Here is a 14235-nt window from a genome sequence, read left to right as displayed (position 1 = left end):
ATGGAAAATCCCCTGCTCTACCGCCCCGAGAGCCTGTTCGTCGGAGGCCGCTGGCTGCGCGCCGGCACCGCCCCGTTCCCGGTGACCGACCCCTCGACCGGCAGCACCCTGGGCGAGATCGCGCCCGGTCGCGCCGCCCATGTGGAAGCCGCAGCGCAAGCCGCCGCCGCCGCCTTCCCGAACTGGTCGCGGCTTGCCTCCGGCAAGCGGGCCAAATATCTCACGGCCTTCTCGGCCGGGCTCCGCGCGCGTCATGACATGCTTGTCGAACTGCAGATGGCCAACAACGGCAAGCCGCGCTTCGAGGCAGAACTGGATGTTTCGGACGCCATCGCCACCTTCGAATATTATGCCGAGCTGGCAACCGCGCTGGACGAGCGACAGGGCGCGGACGTGCCGGTTCCCGATGCCGGCTATCGCGCCCGCCTGCGGCAGGAGCCGGTGGGGCCGGTGGGCCTCATCGTGCCGTGGAACTTCCCGCTGGTGACCAGCGCCTGGAAGCTGGCGCCGGCGCTTGCCGCCGGCTGCACGGTGGTGCTCAAAACCTCCGAATTCACCCCCTTCGCCGAACTCGTCTATGCCGACATTGCCGCCGAGAGCGGCCTGCCGGCCGGCGTACTCAACATCGTCACCGGCGCGGCCGAGGCGGGCGAGGCGCTGGTCGCCAGTCCGCTGCTGCGCAAGGTTTCCTTCACTGGCTCGAACCGGGTCGGCGCGCTGGTCATGCGCACGCTGGCGGAGCGCACCGCGCCGGTGTCGCTGGAACTCGGCGGCAAGTCGCCGATCCTGGTCTTCGCCGATGCCGATCTCGACGCGGCGGTGGACTTCATCGTCGGCGGCATGTTCACCAATGCCGGCCAGATGTGCTCGGCCACCTCGCGGCTGCTGGCCGACAAGGCGATCCTGCCGGCATTGGTCGACAAGCTGACCGCGCGTGTTTCGACGCTGAAGGTCGGCTCGCCCTTCAACGATGGCACCGAAATGGGACCGCTGACCACGAAGCCCCAGTTCGAGCGCGTGAAGCAGGCGCTGAAGGAGGCCGAGGCCGACGGACTGAAGCCGCTCACCGGCGGCAAGGTGCGCGGCGGCGACGGCTTCTTCATCGGGCCGACCATCTATCTCGACGTGCCCGACGACCATGCCATCTGGCGGCGCGAGATTTTCGGACCGGTACTGGCGATACGCGGCTTCGCCGACGAGGACGAGGCGGTGCGGCTGGCCAACGACACCGATTACGGGCTGGTGGCGACGCTGGTCTCCCCCGATAAGGTGCGCACCGACCGCGTCGCGGCGGCCCTTGAAGCCGGCATGGTGTGGGTCAACTCGCAACAGGTGATATTCCCGCAGACGAGCTGGGGCGGCTTCAAGGCCAGTGGCATCGGCCGGGAGCTGGGACCATGGGGCCTGTCGGCCTTTACCGGGGTCAAGCACATCCTCGAGGCGATCTGACCGTCAATTCCTTGCCGCCCGCGTCGCCGCGCCGGTCTTCCACGGTGCGGCGCGTTTCCTGGCTCATATCGATGGCGAAGCCAGCCTTCCGCGCGATATTGGCGACATATGACCAATGGCATCATAGACCTCTCCATTGCCCCTCGATCAGTATAAATAAAAAATTTTCCCGGCAGGAATATGAGGTTCCTATGAAGCGAAGAGTGGCTGTCATCGGTGCTGGCCCATCGGGTCTTGCGCAATTACGGGCATTCCAGTCTGCGGCGAGCAAAGGCGCCGACATCCCGGAGATCGTCTGCTTCGAAAAGCAGGCCAACTGGGGCGGGCTTTGGAACTACACGTGGCGCACGGGCCTCGACCAGTATGGCGAGCCGGTCCATGGCTCGATGTACCGCTACCTCTGGTCGAACGGTCCCAAGGAGAATTTGTCCTGGCTATCCGAAATGCACGCCAGGACACGCTATGACACCACAACACATTGAACTATATGGATAATTCTGTTCTCCTCGCCGAAATCATATCCGAAACTTTGCTCCGACTTCCATCCGCGAGCCCCTTTACGGGCGGTGGTTCATGAAGGAGCTCGTGGAAAGGAAGACCTTCCGCCCCGTTGGCGTGACCGATACATTCCAGGCGATAACGACGAGGTCTTCTCCGACCGCAAGACCGCAATCCGGTCCGAACAGGTCATCGAAGAGATCGCCGAACCATGCCTCCAACACATCCACCTCGGCTTCGCTGACGAGCACGCTCTCGGGCCAGTCGTCGGTAACGGCCCATGTTTCGGGGTCGTGCTTCGGTGGACGCCCGATGCGGGGCAGCGGCTTGGCCTCGGCATAGGCGTAAAGATCGCTCGGCAGCGCGCCGGTTTGGGCGCGCCCCTGAAGTTTGGAGTGGCAGTTGGCGCGCGTCCTGGACATGCACCAAGGATCGCCCGAAGCGCGGGATTCCAGAATGGCCTATGTGCCGTCGATAACCGTCCTTTGCCGCTTGGTCGGGGTGCGGCCTCGAATGTCATGACTGCTTTCCCTTTCGGGCCCTTGGCGTCACCGCCATGCCGAGGAACACGGTCATCGCCTGGTTGAGCCGCACCATGTCCTCATCGTCGAGTCGCCCGACCTGCGCGCCCAGCTTGGTTTCTGGAACGGTCGTGATCTTATCCACCATCAGGCGGCAGGCCGAGCGCAAGCCGTTACGCTCGTTCGGCTCCACCACGAGGCGGAACAACGGCGCGTCAGTCGGATCGGTGGTGAAGGCGCAAATCGTGATCGAGTCGGTGGCGTCGAAACTGTCGTCCTGCACGATGACGGCAGGTCGCGGCTTGTCCGCATAATCATTGCTGCCGGAAACAGTCCAGACCTCGCCGCGCCTCACTCGTCACCCCAATCGGATACGGCGTCGATGAAAGCCTGATCCTCGTGCGCATGAGCGCTTGCGGCGACGGCCTGCGACTGGCGGTGAGCCTGCGCCTGGAAAGAGGGCGCACGCACGTCCGGCACCCAAATCTGGATCGGCCGCAGTCCTTGCGCACGCAGCCGCTCGCGATGCTCTTGCACTTTCACGCGCACTGTCTTGGGCTTCGATACCGCCACCATGATCAGTCTCCACATTCTTGGTTACATGTAACCTATCATGAGGCGATTCCAAACGCCAGACCTTTCGACCCCGATGCTCAAAATGGCGCGAGATTCGGGCACCATGCCGGCTTTGATGGCGTCGAAGAGACGGCCGAGCCGTTGGTCTGCCTCCGTGATTCGCCTTTGAAGCTCGGCAAGTTGTTCGCGGCGACGTTCGGTGCCAATCGCGCTCATGGAGACGATGAAGCGCTCGTTGCGGAGCTGGGGCCAGGCCAGCGCATTGCTGCCGGCCAGCGGATGCTGGACTGCCATCGCCACATGGACCCGCTCGCGCCAGAGTTCCTCGACGTCGCAGCCGGCTACCGGCGCATTGCCGGTGAAGAAGGCGACGTCGACTTGGCGGGCGCGGATCGCCCGCAGATGGTCGCGCCGGCCACCATCCAGAATTTAGGATGATGTCCCACCGGGTGGTGTAGCTTGCGACGTTGGTCGCCGTGCTTTCCGGCATTGCCGGGCTGATCAGCGTGCTACTGCTGGCAGGCTGATGAGGGGATCATCGCTCAACTGGCCGACGCTTTCCAGCGTCATGTAGCGGGCACGCTGGACAGCCCACTCGTCGTTCTGTTCGAGCAGCAGCGCGCCGACGAGGCGAACGATGGCGTCATCGTTGGGGAAGATGCCGACCACGTCGGTTCGCCGCTTGATTTCGCCGTTGAGGCGCTCGATGGGATTGGTCGAGTGCAGCTTTGCCCGATGTTCTTTGGGGAAGGTCATGTAGGCGAGCACGTCCGGCTCGGCGTCGTCGAGGATGGCGGCGAGCCTGGGCACCTTCGGGCGGATCTGGTCGGCGACGGCCCGCCATTGGGCGCTGGCGGCTTCCGGCGTCTCCTGCGCGAAGGCGGTGGCGATGAAGGCCGAGACGACGCGCCGTCCGCTCTTGCCGGCATGCGCCAGCACGTTCCTCATGAAGTGGACGCGGCAGCGTTGCCATGTCGCGGAGAGCACTTTGGTGACGGCCGCCTTGAGGCCCTCATGGGCATCGGAGACGACGAGCTTTACGCCGCGCAATCCCCGGCGCGTCAGCTTGCGCAGGAACTCCGTCCAGATCGGCTCGGCCTCCGAGGTGCCTATCTCCATGCCCAGCACATCGTCCTGTAGAACTCCAGCTTGGTCGTAAGATAGTTGCGGTTGTTCTCCGCAAACAGCGCTCGCTCGTGATCCTCGTTGGTGAACGCCTGCACCACGCGGATGCCGCCGACATTCTCTTCGATGCGGGCGTTGAACTCGCCGATCCGGCCGAACAGCGCATGCGAGCTTGCCATCATCCGCTTGCCGTAAAGCGTGGTGAGGACGGCCGTGACCGGAACGATGGTCGCGGTTATCAGCGCCAGCGGCACATGCACCCACATCATCAGCAGGAAAGCGCCGATCAGGGTCATGATCGCGATGAACAGGTCTCGGGGCCGTGATGGGCCACCTCGCCAATCTCTTCGAGATCCCTGGTCAGCCTTGCGACCAGGTGGCCGGTCTTCTGGTTGTCGAAGAAGCCGAAGGAGAGCTTTTGCAGATGGTCGAAGGCTTTCCTTCGCATCTCGGTCTCGATCTTCAGGCCGAGCATATGGCCCCAATAGGTGACGATGACCTGAAGGCCGGCATTGACCAGATAGATGAGGAACAGGCCGACCGAAGCAAGCGCGATCATGCCGATCTGGCCGGTCGATGAACAGCGTCACGGCGACGGGAAAGGCCAGTTCCAGCAGGCCCGCCGCAACGGCCGAAGAGAAGTCCAGTGCGAACAGGCCGCGATGCGGACGGTAGTAGGAAGCGAAGCGTTTCAGCAGGTCAGTCACGATGCCGCTCCTTTCCCGCGCGAGCGGACGCATCCAGCCGCACGACTTGCGAACTCTCCGTTGCGTCGGGTGACTGCCGTCCCTTCGGAACGATCAACGGCGTGCTGGAAACCGGGTCTGCGATGATGACGGACGGCAGGCCGAAGACGTCTTCGACCAGTTTTTCCGTGATGATGGTCGACGGCTTCCCTTCGGCAACGATCGCGCCGTCCTTCATGGCAATCAGGTGCGAGGCGTAGCGGCAGGCATGATTGAGGTCGTGCAGCACGGCAACGACCGTGCGACCCAACCGGTTGAGATCGGCCAGCAGGTCCATAAGTTCGATCTGGTGGGCAATGTCGAGGAAGGTCGTCGGCTCGTCCAGAAGCAGGATCGGCGTCTCCTGCGCCAGCACCATCGCCACCCAGACCCGTTGCCGCTGCCCGCCGGAAAGCTCATCCACCAGACGGCCGGACAGGTCGCTGACGCGGGTTGCCTCCATCGCCGCGATGACAGCTTCCTCGTCGGGTTTCGACCATTGCCGAAAGAAGGACTGGTGCGGATAGCGACTACGCGCCACCAGATCGGCAACCGTGATGCCTTCGGGGGCAATCGAGCTTTGCGGAAGCAAACCGAGGCGGCGGGCGACCTCCTTGGCGGCGAGATCGGAAATGCTGCGTCCGTCGAGGATCACCTGTCCGGCGGCGGGCTTGAGCAGGCGCGACAGGGCGCGCAAAAGCGTGGACTTGCCGCAGGCGTTCGGCCCAACGATAACAGTGAAGGAGCCACCGGGCACGGCGACCGAAAGATTTCGCGAGATCGTCCGCTCGTCATAACGCAGGGTCACATTGTCCGCGTGAAGGCGATCTGTCATTTGCGGCCCTCCCTGTAGAGCAGCCAGACGAAGTAGAGACCGCCGATGCTCACCGTCATGACACCAACGGGAAGCTGGACACCAAAGGCATGCTGCGCGGGCCAATCGGCGGCCAACAGCAGCAGGCCGCCCATCAGCGCGGAGGGAATGAGCGCGACACCGGCCGAGCGGGTCAGCCGCCTTGCAATCTGGGGGGCAGCCAGGGCAATGAAGGAAATCGGCCCGGCCGCCGCTGTCACGATTGCGGTCAGCGCCACGCCGAGCACCATCAGCAAAAGCCGCGTGCGGTTGGCGTTGACGCCGGATGCGCGGGCCGCGTCGTCGCCCATTTCGAGCTGCCGCATCGGACGCGACAACAGCAATGTAAGCGGCACCACAATGCAAAGGACAACCGCGACCGGCGCAAGCTGCTCGAAGCCGAGGCCGTTGAGTGAGCCTGCGCCCCAGATCGCAGCGGACATGGCCACCTGAAGTTCCGCCTCGCGGATCATCCAGGCGTTGAACGCCGACAGCATGGCGGCAACGCCGATGCCGACGACGATCAGGCGGAAACCCTGCACGCCGCGCCGGTAGGCCAAGAGATAAACGGCCATCGCCGTGACGATGCCGCCGATCAACGCCCCGGCCGCCGTCTCGTAATAGCCGCCCGACAGAAGCAGGATGACCACCAGTGCGCCGGTATAGGAGCCGGCCGAGAAGCCGATAATGTCGGGGCTTCCCAAAGGATTCCGGGTGAGGCTCTGGAAAATCGCACCGCTCATGGCGAGTGCGCCGCCCAGCAGAAAGGCCAACGCCACGCGCGGCAAACGCCATTCCACCACGATCATCCGTACCTGATCGTCGCCACGGCCAGCGAGAGCGCCGAACACGTCAGCCAACGCGATCGGATACTTGCCGCTTGCCAGCGAGAGACCGGCGATGCCGAGTGCGAGAATGGCAAGCGCAACGCCGATGAATATCGAAAGCCTGTCGAACCGGGCTGACAGACGACCGCGGAACCCTCGCACGACATGCACGGAGCGGCCGAAATCGATCGGGGGCGCGGCGGTCCTCATAGCCCGCTCGCTTTCTTCCGACGCGCCAGCAGGATCAAGACCGGAGCGCCGATGAAGGCGGTGACGATGCCTGCCTCAAGCTCGCCGGGAAACAGGATCAGGCGTCCGGCAATGTCGGCGGCGAGCAGCAGAACCGGCGCATAGATCATGGTCATGGGCATGATCCAGCGTTGATCCGGCCCGGTGAACCAGCGCATCACATGCGGAACCATCAGACCGACGAAGCCGATCGGACCGGCCGCGGCCGTACCAGCACCAGCAAGCAGCGTGACGGCAACAAGTGTGAGTATCCGGGCGCGAACAATATTGGCACCAAGGGAACGGGCCAGATCGTCGCCGAGCGCCATGGCGTTCAGCGGGCGCGAGGCAACCAGCGCGATTACCAGCCCCGCGCCAATGAAAGGCACGACCGCCGCCACGATCTCCATATTCCGTCCGGCAACCGAGCCGATGGACCAGAAGCGCATGGAATCGAAGGCTTGTGGATCGAGCAGCGTAATCGCCGAGCCGATACCGCCGAGCACGGCCGACAGCGCGACGCCCGCCAGCACAAGGCGAACCGGCGTCGCACCATCACGGCCCGCCGCACCGAGAGCGTAAACGGCAAGCGTGACAAGGATCGCGCCGAGAAAGGCGAACCAGAGATAAGCGTCTATGGAATGGAAGCCGAACAGGCCGACCGCAAGCGTCACGAAGAAGGCGGCACCGGCATTCACGCCGAGAATACCCGAATCGGCGAGCGGATTGCGTGTCGCTGCCTGTATCAGCGCGCCGGACACGCCGAAGGCTGCACCACATAGCAAACCGAGCAAGGTGCGTGGCAAACGATAATCGCGCACGATGATGTGTTCGGCCGAGTTGGCGTCGTAGGCAAACAGCGCGTCCAGCACCGTTGAAGCCGAGATCGGCCTTGCTCCGACCAGAAGGCTTGCCAACGAAACCGCCACGAGCAAAGCAAGCCCAAGCAGCAGGCCGGTCAACCGCGTGGTGTTGCTGATCGAAAATCCCGTTCCTCCGTTATCGTCGTGAAGCGAAAGAACAACACTCAAACCCGCGCCTGCCCTTCGATCCAGTAGCCGATGGCGTCAATGCGGTTCTTGTCGAAACCGAGTACGTCGCGGAAATGCTTGCGGCTGTCCGATACAGCTTTTGCTTCACCGGCAATGTAGATATAGCCCGGCCCCTCCGGCAGTTCGGTGATCGTTCCAGCGATACGCGAAAGCTCCGTGTAACCGGGCCGCTTCGGCTTCAGACCATGACAAGCGTGCCAGACGATCGAGGCGTCGGCGGCCGTATCGATGTCCTGACGATCGGCGTCGGAGGGAATCTCGACATGCACAATGGCCCTGAAACCTTCAGGCAGTTCCTCCAGCACCCGGCCGACAGCCGGCAATCCCGTAATGTCGGTCAGCATCAAAAGCCATTCACTGCCCTTCGGTATCCAGAAGCGTCCCTCCGGATTGCAGATACCGACCACATCACCGACTTTCGCATTCATGGCCCAGGACGCCGCCACGCCACCCTCATGCGCAACAAGGTCAATGACCATCTCGCATGTCGCCGGGTCCCAGCGACGGATCGTATAAGGACGGTTCGGGCAATGCTGTGAGCCATCAGGCCTGCCCCATTTGCCGTTCTCCATCAGGACCGGCAGCGTTACCGGAGTCTCCGGATCGGGCTGTAGAGCCAACCGCACCCATTCATCCGGATGCCCTGTCGGGGTCAGCCGTTCGCCGCCGTCGAGCTTCAGCACCACGCGGATCATGGATGGCGTCAGGCGCTCAACAGAGGTCGTTGTCGCAAGGAAGTTATCCTCCACATAGGGAGCATGATCGTGGTCATGCGTCCCGGAAAGGGCTTGTGCGTTCGCGTTCATGTCAACGTCCCTCCGCTTTCGCCGCCGCTTCGGCAAGCCTCGGCACAAAGCGCGAAAAACCGTATGGGATGGAAAGAACGCTGAGGGCCGACGTCGACCAGACAGATACCGGATCTTCAAGGGCGACATATCCGCCGCGTTTCACAACGCCGAGCGCCTGAAACAACGGTTGCGCTTCTGCTGCCTCCCGCGCACCGTCGCGATACCACATGACCAGAATGTCGGCGTCGACCTCACCTATCTGCTCAAGGCTGACGCTTACCGAGGTCTCGGTGGGATTGTCCTTTGCCAAACGTTCGACGCCCGACGACGGCTTCAGGCCGAGATTGACAAGCGCTGCGACGCGGGGATCGTTGGGCAGGTAGACCACGAGGCCGTTCGACCCCGGAAAGAAAGTTCCGAAGGTGAAGGTCTTTCCCTGCAAGACAGGGTGGTCTTCACCGAGTGTCCGGAGAAGGGCATCGATGTCCTGCAATAGCTGCTGTGCTCGATCCGGCACACCCAGAGCAAGACCCGTCAGGCTGGTGACTTCCCGCCAGTCCGCGGCCCACGGACCAGAACGATAGACGACAGTAGGGGCAATAGTCGAAAACCGCTTGTATGACACCTCATCGATCCCGGAATAGATACCAAGAATAAGATCCGGTCGAAGAGCCGCTACGGCCTCGAAATCGATCGAGGAATCTGACAAAAGAGCAGGTCTTTCATCGCCAATAGCAGTCTCATTCCACGGGAATATCCCTGATGGGAAAAACTTGTACTCCGTCATGCCAACCGGAACCGTACCCAAAGCCAATACGGCATCTTCGCCGCTCCATCCAATGGTGACGATACGTTTTGGGATTGCTGCAATCCGCGCTTCTCCAAGAGCATGCTGGACAACACGAGGAAATCCATCTGGCTCTTGGGCTGACGCGCCGTCTGACAGTACAAGGCAAAACACTACGAGCTGGAATAATCGAAAAATCGCTTTTGTTGGGTGAACCACGGGCACCTCCGCTGAAAAACCGACAGTCGGAAAATCCGACTGCCGGCCAATCTCATCATTCTCAGAAAGTGCTGCGCAGGGTGACGAGGAAATTGCGCGGCGCGCCATAGACGTTATTCTTCGTCAGCGTTCCCAACTGAGAGAAGTATTTCTTGTCGAACACGTTGTTGACGTTCAACGTCAGGGACGTCGAGTCGCTGATGTCATAACGGAGGCTGATATCCGCGACCGCGTAAGCTCCCTGCGAGATATTGTACGCAACGGTTCCCAGGTCGGACGAAATCCACTCCTCGCCCTTCACGGTCGTCTTGCTCTGCGCGCGAACGCCCGCACCAAGCGTCCAGGCGGAATATTCACCCGGAAGGTTGTAGGTTCCCCAAAGCTTGAACAAGTGTTTCGGCGTTATGGCGCTATAGCGGACGTTTTCGACTTCATTCTTGTTGAAGTTCAGGGTGTAGCCAGCAAAAACCTGAAGGCCGTCAAGGACCTCACCGCTAACTTCAAGATCAATGCCGCGACTAACGACCTCGCCCGATGCCGTGTAGCAGCAACTGCTACCATCGACGGGATCGTAGGCACCCGTGTACGTCGGATCGTAAACGGCCTCACCATTTCTGGTGGTGTGATACACAGCAATGCCTGTATTTAATCTGCCATCCAGAAGCTGGCCCTTCAGACCAATTTCGTAGGTCCGCCCCGTGATCGGATCAAGCGGTGTGCCCGGCTCCGGTCCCTGAAGATAACGCGCCTGTGACAGGTATATCTCGGCGAAACTGGCATAGCCCGTCCACTGATCAGTGAAATCATAGGTTATCGCGCCGAATGGCGTGAACACGCCGTTGTCGTTGAAGTCATTTCCTTCTGACCAGATCTGCGAACCGTCACGAAAATATGCCGCACGATGGAAAGAATAATCATAGTTTCCATATCTTGCGCCTACGATCAGGCGCAATGGATCGGTAATTTGAAACCGGCCGCGCAGATATGCTCCATAACGCGTCTCTTCGTAAGGATGGAAATTCATATATGTGTCGGAAGGGAATGTCGGCGTATCGCTGCTCGACCAGTATGACGATGAAAGGTCGTTGAGGTTGACGGAAGCTCCGGAAAACTCTCCGCGATATAGATCTGCGGAATGCTTGGCATAATCGAAACCTGCCACAATCTCGTGTTCACGGCCGAAAAGCTCGAACGTTCCGTCAACATGTGTGTCGAACTGGACCTGATATCCCTCCGACCAATTGTATGAACCATAATAACTCAAGCCGTCGAGCGTTACAGGATCGACTGCCCCATACAGGTAGCCATACTTGGCATCATATTTATGCTTCACGTAGGAGGCCGATGTGGTCCATGTCCAGCCGCTATCGAACTCGTGTTTGATCTCTCCAAATGCTTCCCAACTCTCGTGGTGCAGGTAGCTCCAATCTGTGCCAAGGCTCGTCGAACGCGAGAAATCAATGGCGCTTCCGTCCGTGTATCTTGGCAAGCCCCTTTGCCACGGCGTGCTATTCGTCTTCTCGTATGATCCGCCCACCATAACGGTGGTGTTATCCGTTAGGTCTGCTTCAAGCACGCCATAGAGAGTCAAATTGCGGCTGTCGCTAATGTCGTAGAAGGTATCACCTCGATCGAATGAACCGACAACTCGTCCTCGCAGCCCTCCGTCTTTCGTCAGCGGCCCGGTAACATCGAGTGTGGACTTCAACGTATTCCAGCTTCCGGCCGACAGCTCCGTTGTCGCCTGAAAGCGATCCAGAGGCCGCTTGCGTGCCAGGCTAATCACGCCTCCCGGTTCTCCGTTGCCGGAATAGAGACCGTCAGCGCCGCGTAGAACTTCGACGCGATCATATTTGGCAAGACTGGTCGGAGATATCGCGTCATATGAACTTGTAATTCCTACAGCGCCGCTATCGACACGTACACTCGTGACCTCGAAACCGCGCGAGAAGTATCGGCCGGCGCCGTAATACTCGTCTGGAGTGACTGTAATACCGGTCGTCGCCTCAAGTGCATCTGTGAGCGTTGTCATCCCCTTGTCTCTGATTTGTTGGGACGTGATCACCGTTACAGATTGCGGCGTTTCCTTCAGAGTTTCAGATGTCTTCCCAATAGTAGTCTCACCGGTAGCGTATGAGCCGGTCCCCTCGGTTGTCGCACCGCGTCCTTGAACCGTGATCGTTTCGAGAACGGTCGCCCCGTCCTCCCCGGCAGCGCCCACGTCCGCACGCGCGGGATCGGTGACCGTCACGGTGTTGCCGCTGACGCGATAGACGAGTCCGGAGCCGGCCAGCAACCGGCCGAGCGCCTCCCCGCGCGTAAGCGATCCGCTGACACCCGGAGAGTTCTTCCCGCGCACCAAATTCGCATCGAAGAAGAGCTGTGTGCCGGTGGCGTTGGAAAATTGTACGAGAGCGCTGGAAAGAGGCTGCGCGGCAATGCTGTAGGACGTCCGGCTCGCTTGTCCTGCCGCAGTCGCGGTCTGAGCATGGACAGGCAGCGAATATGTGACGCCAACGGCAACGAGAGCGGTCGTCACCATCAGCGTAGCCATCAGCCGCGATTTCCGCAGTACCGCTTCGGCAGCCGGGATTCCTGTGATGTTTCGTCCGCTTCTTGTCGTTTCCTCGGCCTGCATTCGCTCGGTCCCCATGTCTGACAGGCCCGCAAAAGAGCGGGCAAGGTTGCATCTACGAGGGGTCGGTATCGACAGGCCCTCATATTGTTAGACACCTGAGCGAGCCCAACTAATGATCGGCCAATCGATTTTTTTTCAAAAATTTTCGCGAGCCTAGCGGCGATAGACGACGGCGATGATCCCGTCCGGGTTCAGCACACGGATCGGCAGGGTGTTGGCGATGGTCTTAAGCGCAGCCTCGGCCCGCCGCGTCTCGAAGATCGCCGTCACCGGAATGTTGCCGATACTTTCGTCCATCAGCACGATCCTGCCGCGCCGGTAGCGTTCCAGTTCCCGCAGGACGGTGCGCAGCGGCACATCCTCGAAGACGATCCGGTCCTGCCGCCACGCCTGAGCCGTTCCCAGATCAGTCCGGTGCGCGGGATCGATTCCGCCGGCGGAATAGCTCACTTGCCAGCCTTCACCGACCTCGACCGGATCGACGGCGGGAAGCTCGACCGAAACGGAATGCTCGACGACGGTAACCGTCACGGTGTCGTCGGTGAACTTCATATCGAACTGTGTGCCAAGCGCGCGGGTAGCACCCGCACCCGCTTCGGCGACAAACGGGCGGGAAATGTCGGGGGCAACGGTGAAGAACCCCTGTCCCCGATGGAGCGTGAGGCGTCTTTCCTCTCCGGTGAAATTCACCGACAGCGACGAATAGCTGCCGAGTTCCACCGTACTGCCATCGGGCAGCGTAAAGGCGCGGCGTTCGCCTATACCCGTCGTATAGTCGGCAAACAGGCCCGGCCTTGTCAGAACGTAGGCACCAGGAGCAACGATGGCGGCCGCCAGCCCGCCCAAAAAGAAATCGCGGCGGCCGATACGCCCAGCTTTGCGGAGCCGTTCATATTCAGGCTTAACGATGTCGAAACGATCCCAGAGCGCCTGCGCGCGTTCATAAGCCACGGCATGGGCCGGATCGGCCGCGATCCATTGCGCGAAGGCACGCTGATCCTCCGGGCTGGCTTTCTCGTCCTTGATGCGGACGAACCATTCCAGCGCCTCCATATAGATCGGATCGGTCTCGTATTCCTTCATGTGCTTCCGGTCGCGCCTCAAGGTTGCCTCGCCATCGCTTCGCCGACGACGCCGATTCAGGCCCCTCTATTCATTAAGACACTTGGGAAACGGCAGCTAATGACCGAAGCGCGAAATTTTTTCAGATTCGCCGATCAAGCTCGGCCATCGCGGTCACGACCAGGGTGATGACGGTATTGCGCGATATGCCCATCCGCTCGGCGACCTCATCATAGGACAGGCCCTCGATCTTATTGAAGACGAAGGCTTCCCTGCGCCGCGGCGGCAAGGCCGCGACCGCCTCAAGCAACCGTCGCAACTCGCTGCGGTAAAGCACGACCGTCTCCGGCGTGGGGCGCAGATCGGCGATGTCGGCAAGATCGGCATCGGAGATTTCGATGTCGGCGCGACGTCTGGCGTCGCGCAGATGATTGAGCGCCAGATTGCGGACGGCCTGCACCACATAGGCCGAGTTCGGCGTCTTGTCGTCGAGCCTGTCGAGTAGGTTGGCGAAGGCCTGCTGCACCACGTCTTCGGCAGTCGCCGGATTGCCGACGATCCAGCGCACGAACGAGCGGAGGCGGCCGTGCTCGGCTTCATACAGCTTCGTTATGTCCAGTACGCGGGTAGTCATAAACGCGGAACACCCTCACAAAAACGTCCCCAAGGAACGATGGTTCCTACCCGCCTATCACTCAAATTTTTTCGTGCAATCGCAACGATTTAGATCGGCTCTAAGACTTCAGCGTTAAACTTGCCTATTGCTCTCATGTTTTGCGTTTAAAAATCATTGGCTTCGCCGGCTGGATAATCGGAGCCGGACATTCGGCTTCAGTCGGCTGGGCAGGCGCTTTTCCGCCCTGTTGTTGTGGAACTGCAACAGTTCT

Annotated in this window: 13 protein-coding genes and 3 pseudogenes; 2 read left to right on the top strand and 14 right to left on the bottom strand. The window is 61.0% G+C overall.

Translation table 11 applies throughout. The features are described 5' to 3' along the window. Together ACVCNR_RS18455 and ACVCNR_RS18450 are read left to right on the top strand one after the other, a co-directional pair. Positions 1-1449: an aldehyde dehydrogenase family protein gene (locus ACVCNR_RS18455; protein WP_447075950.1), complete on the top strand. Its 1449-nt coding sequence runs from the start codon at positions 1-3 to the stop codon at positions 1447-1449. 191 nt (positions 1450-1640) lie between these two features. Next, positions 1641-1883, top strand: a pseudogene (locus ACVCNR_RS18450) (NAD(P)/FAD-dependent oxidoreductase); the annotation flags it as partial. Between the two features lie 123 nt (positions 1884-2006). Here ACVCNR_RS18450 and ACVCNR_RS18445 read toward each other — a convergent pair. The 14 genes and pseudogenes from ACVCNR_RS18445 to ACVCNR_RS18380 form a co-directional block, all read right to left on the bottom strand. Continuing rightward, entirely contained in the window at positions 2007-2369 is a 363-nt protein-coding gene (locus tag ACVCNR_RS18445; protein WP_447075949.1) for a hypothetical protein, read from the bottom strand. A 94-nt stretch (positions 2370-2463) separates the two neighbouring features. Beyond that, positions 2464-2823, bottom strand: coding sequence for a type II toxin-antitoxin system PemK/MazF family toxin (locus ACVCNR_RS18440; protein WP_447075948.1), 360 nt, complete (start codon positions 2821-2823; stop codon positions 2464-2466). Beyond that, positions 2820-3044 carry an antitoxin MazE family protein gene (locus ACVCNR_RS18435; RefSeq protein WP_447075946.1) on the bottom strand — a complete coding sequence of 75 codons (225 nt, stop codon included), beginning with the start codon at positions 3042-3044 and terminating at the stop codon, positions 2820-2822. Before ACVCNR_RS18435 ends, ACVCNR_RS18440 begins: the two co-directional genes overlap by 4 nt. A gap of 21 nt (positions 3045-3065) precedes the next feature. Further along, complete coding sequence (locus tag ACVCNR_RS18430) at positions 3066-3437, bottom strand: LysR substrate-binding domain-containing protein (RefSeq protein ID WP_447076658.1); 372 nt, start codon at positions 3435-3437, stop codon at positions 3066-3068. 108 nt (positions 3438-3545) lie between these two features. Beyond that, positions 3546-4175, bottom strand: a pseudogene (locus ACVCNR_RS18425) (IS256 family transposase); the annotation flags it as partial. Beyond that, positions 4172-4909, bottom strand: a pseudogene (locus tag ACVCNR_RS18420) (ABC transporter ATP-binding protein); the annotation flags it as partial. The pseudogenes ACVCNR_RS18420 and ACVCNR_RS18425, both read right to left, overlap by 4 nt. After that, on the bottom strand, positions 4869-5729 hold the full coding sequence (locus ACVCNR_RS18415) for an ABC transporter ATP-binding protein (protein WP_447075945.1): 861 nt from the start codon (positions 5727-5729) through the stop codon (positions 4869-4871). The pseudogene ACVCNR_RS18420 and the gene ACVCNR_RS18415, both read right to left, overlap by 41 nt. Next, complete coding sequence (locus ACVCNR_RS18410) at positions 5726-6784, bottom strand: FecCD family ABC transporter permease (RefSeq protein ID WP_447075944.1); 1059 nt, start codon at positions 6782-6784, stop codon at positions 5726-5728. Before ACVCNR_RS18410 ends, ACVCNR_RS18415 begins: the two co-directional genes overlap by 4 nt. Beyond that, positions 6781-7833 (bottom strand): FecCD family ABC transporter permease, encoded by a 1053-nt coding sequence (locus ACVCNR_RS18405; RefSeq protein ID WP_447075943.1) that lies wholly within the window; start codon positions 7831-7833, stop codon positions 6781-6783. Before ACVCNR_RS18405 ends, ACVCNR_RS18410 begins: the two co-directional genes overlap by 4 nt. Then, the gene (locus ACVCNR_RS18400; protein ID WP_447075942.1) at positions 7830-8660 is read right to left on the bottom strand and encodes a siderophore-interacting protein; all 831 of its coding nucleotides are present in this window, start codon (positions 8658-8660) and stop codon (positions 7830-7832) included. Before ACVCNR_RS18400 ends, ACVCNR_RS18405 begins: the two co-directional genes overlap by 4 nt. A gap of 1 nt (position 8661) precedes the next feature. Further along, positions 8662-9756 (bottom strand): iron-siderophore ABC transporter substrate-binding protein, encoded by a 1095-nt coding sequence (locus ACVCNR_RS18395; RefSeq protein WP_447075940.1) that lies wholly within the window; start codon positions 9754-9756, stop codon positions 8662-8664. Next, on the bottom strand, positions 9710-12286 hold the full coding sequence (locus ACVCNR_RS18390; protein WP_447075939.1) for a TonB-dependent siderophore receptor: 2577 nt from the start codon (positions 12284-12286) through the stop codon (positions 9710-9712). The genes ACVCNR_RS18395 and ACVCNR_RS18390 overlap by 47 nt, the downstream gene beginning before the upstream one ends. A gap of 153 nt (positions 12287-12439) precedes the next feature. Next, the gene (locus ACVCNR_RS18385; RefSeq protein WP_447075938.1) at positions 12440-13339 is read right to left on the bottom strand and encodes a FecR family protein; all 900 of its coding nucleotides are present in this window, start codon (positions 13337-13339) and stop codon (positions 12440-12442) included. Between the two features lie 151 nt (positions 13340-13490). Then, positions 13491-13982: an RNA polymerase sigma factor gene (locus ACVCNR_RS18380; RefSeq protein WP_447075937.1), complete on the bottom strand. Its 492-nt coding sequence runs from the start codon at positions 13980-13982 to the stop codon at positions 13491-13493. Between the last annotated feature and the right edge of the window lie 253 nt (positions 13983-14235).

The organism is Aquamicrobium terrae (genome assembly GCF_052978165.1).
This window is presented reverse-complemented; position numbering and strand designations above follow the sequence as displayed.

What these genes read in the sequence shown, in the direction of transcription:
- ACVCNR_RS18455 (WP_447075950.1), top strand. Translation starts at nt 1, where the DNA reads ATGGAAAATCCCCTGCTCTACCGCCCCGAGAGCCTGTTCGTCGGAGGC.
- ACVCNR_RS18445 (WP_447075949.1), bottom strand. Translation starts at nt 2,369, where the DNA reads ATGTCCAGGACGCGCGCCAACTGCCACTCCAAACTTCAGGGGCGCGCC.
- ACVCNR_RS18435 (WP_447075946.1), bottom strand. Translation starts at nt 3,044, where the DNA reads ATGGTGGCGGTATCGAAGCCCAAGACAGTGCGCGTGAAAGTGCAAGAG.
- ACVCNR_RS18415 (WP_447075945.1), bottom strand. Translation starts at nt 5,729, where the DNA reads ATGACAGATCGCCTTCACGCGGACAATGTGACCCTGCGTTATGACGAG.
- ACVCNR_RS18410 (WP_447075944.1), bottom strand. Translation starts at nt 6,784, where the DNA reads ATGAGGACCGCCGCGCCCCCGATCGATTTCGGCCGCTCCGTGCATGTC.
- ACVCNR_RS18400 (WP_447075942.1), bottom strand. Translation starts at nt 8,660, where the DNA reads ATGAACGCGAACGCACAAGCCCTTTCCGGGACGCATGACCACGATCAT.
- ACVCNR_RS18395 (WP_447075940.1), bottom strand. Translation starts at nt 9,756, where the DNA reads ATGGCGCGCCGCGCAATTTCCTCGTCACCCTGCGCAGCACTTTCTGAG.
- ACVCNR_RS18390 (WP_447075939.1), bottom strand. Translation starts at nt 12,286, where the DNA reads ATGCAGGCCGAGGAAACGACAAGAAGCGGACGAAACATCACAGGAATC.
- ACVCNR_RS18385 (WP_447075938.1), bottom strand. Translation starts at nt 13,339, where the DNA reads ATGGAGGCGCTGGAATGGTTCGTCCGCATCAAGGACGAGAAAGCCAGC.
- ACVCNR_RS18380 (WP_447075937.1), bottom strand. Translation starts at nt 13,982, where the DNA reads ATGACTACCCGCGTACTGGACATAACGAAGCTGTATGAAGCCGAGCAC.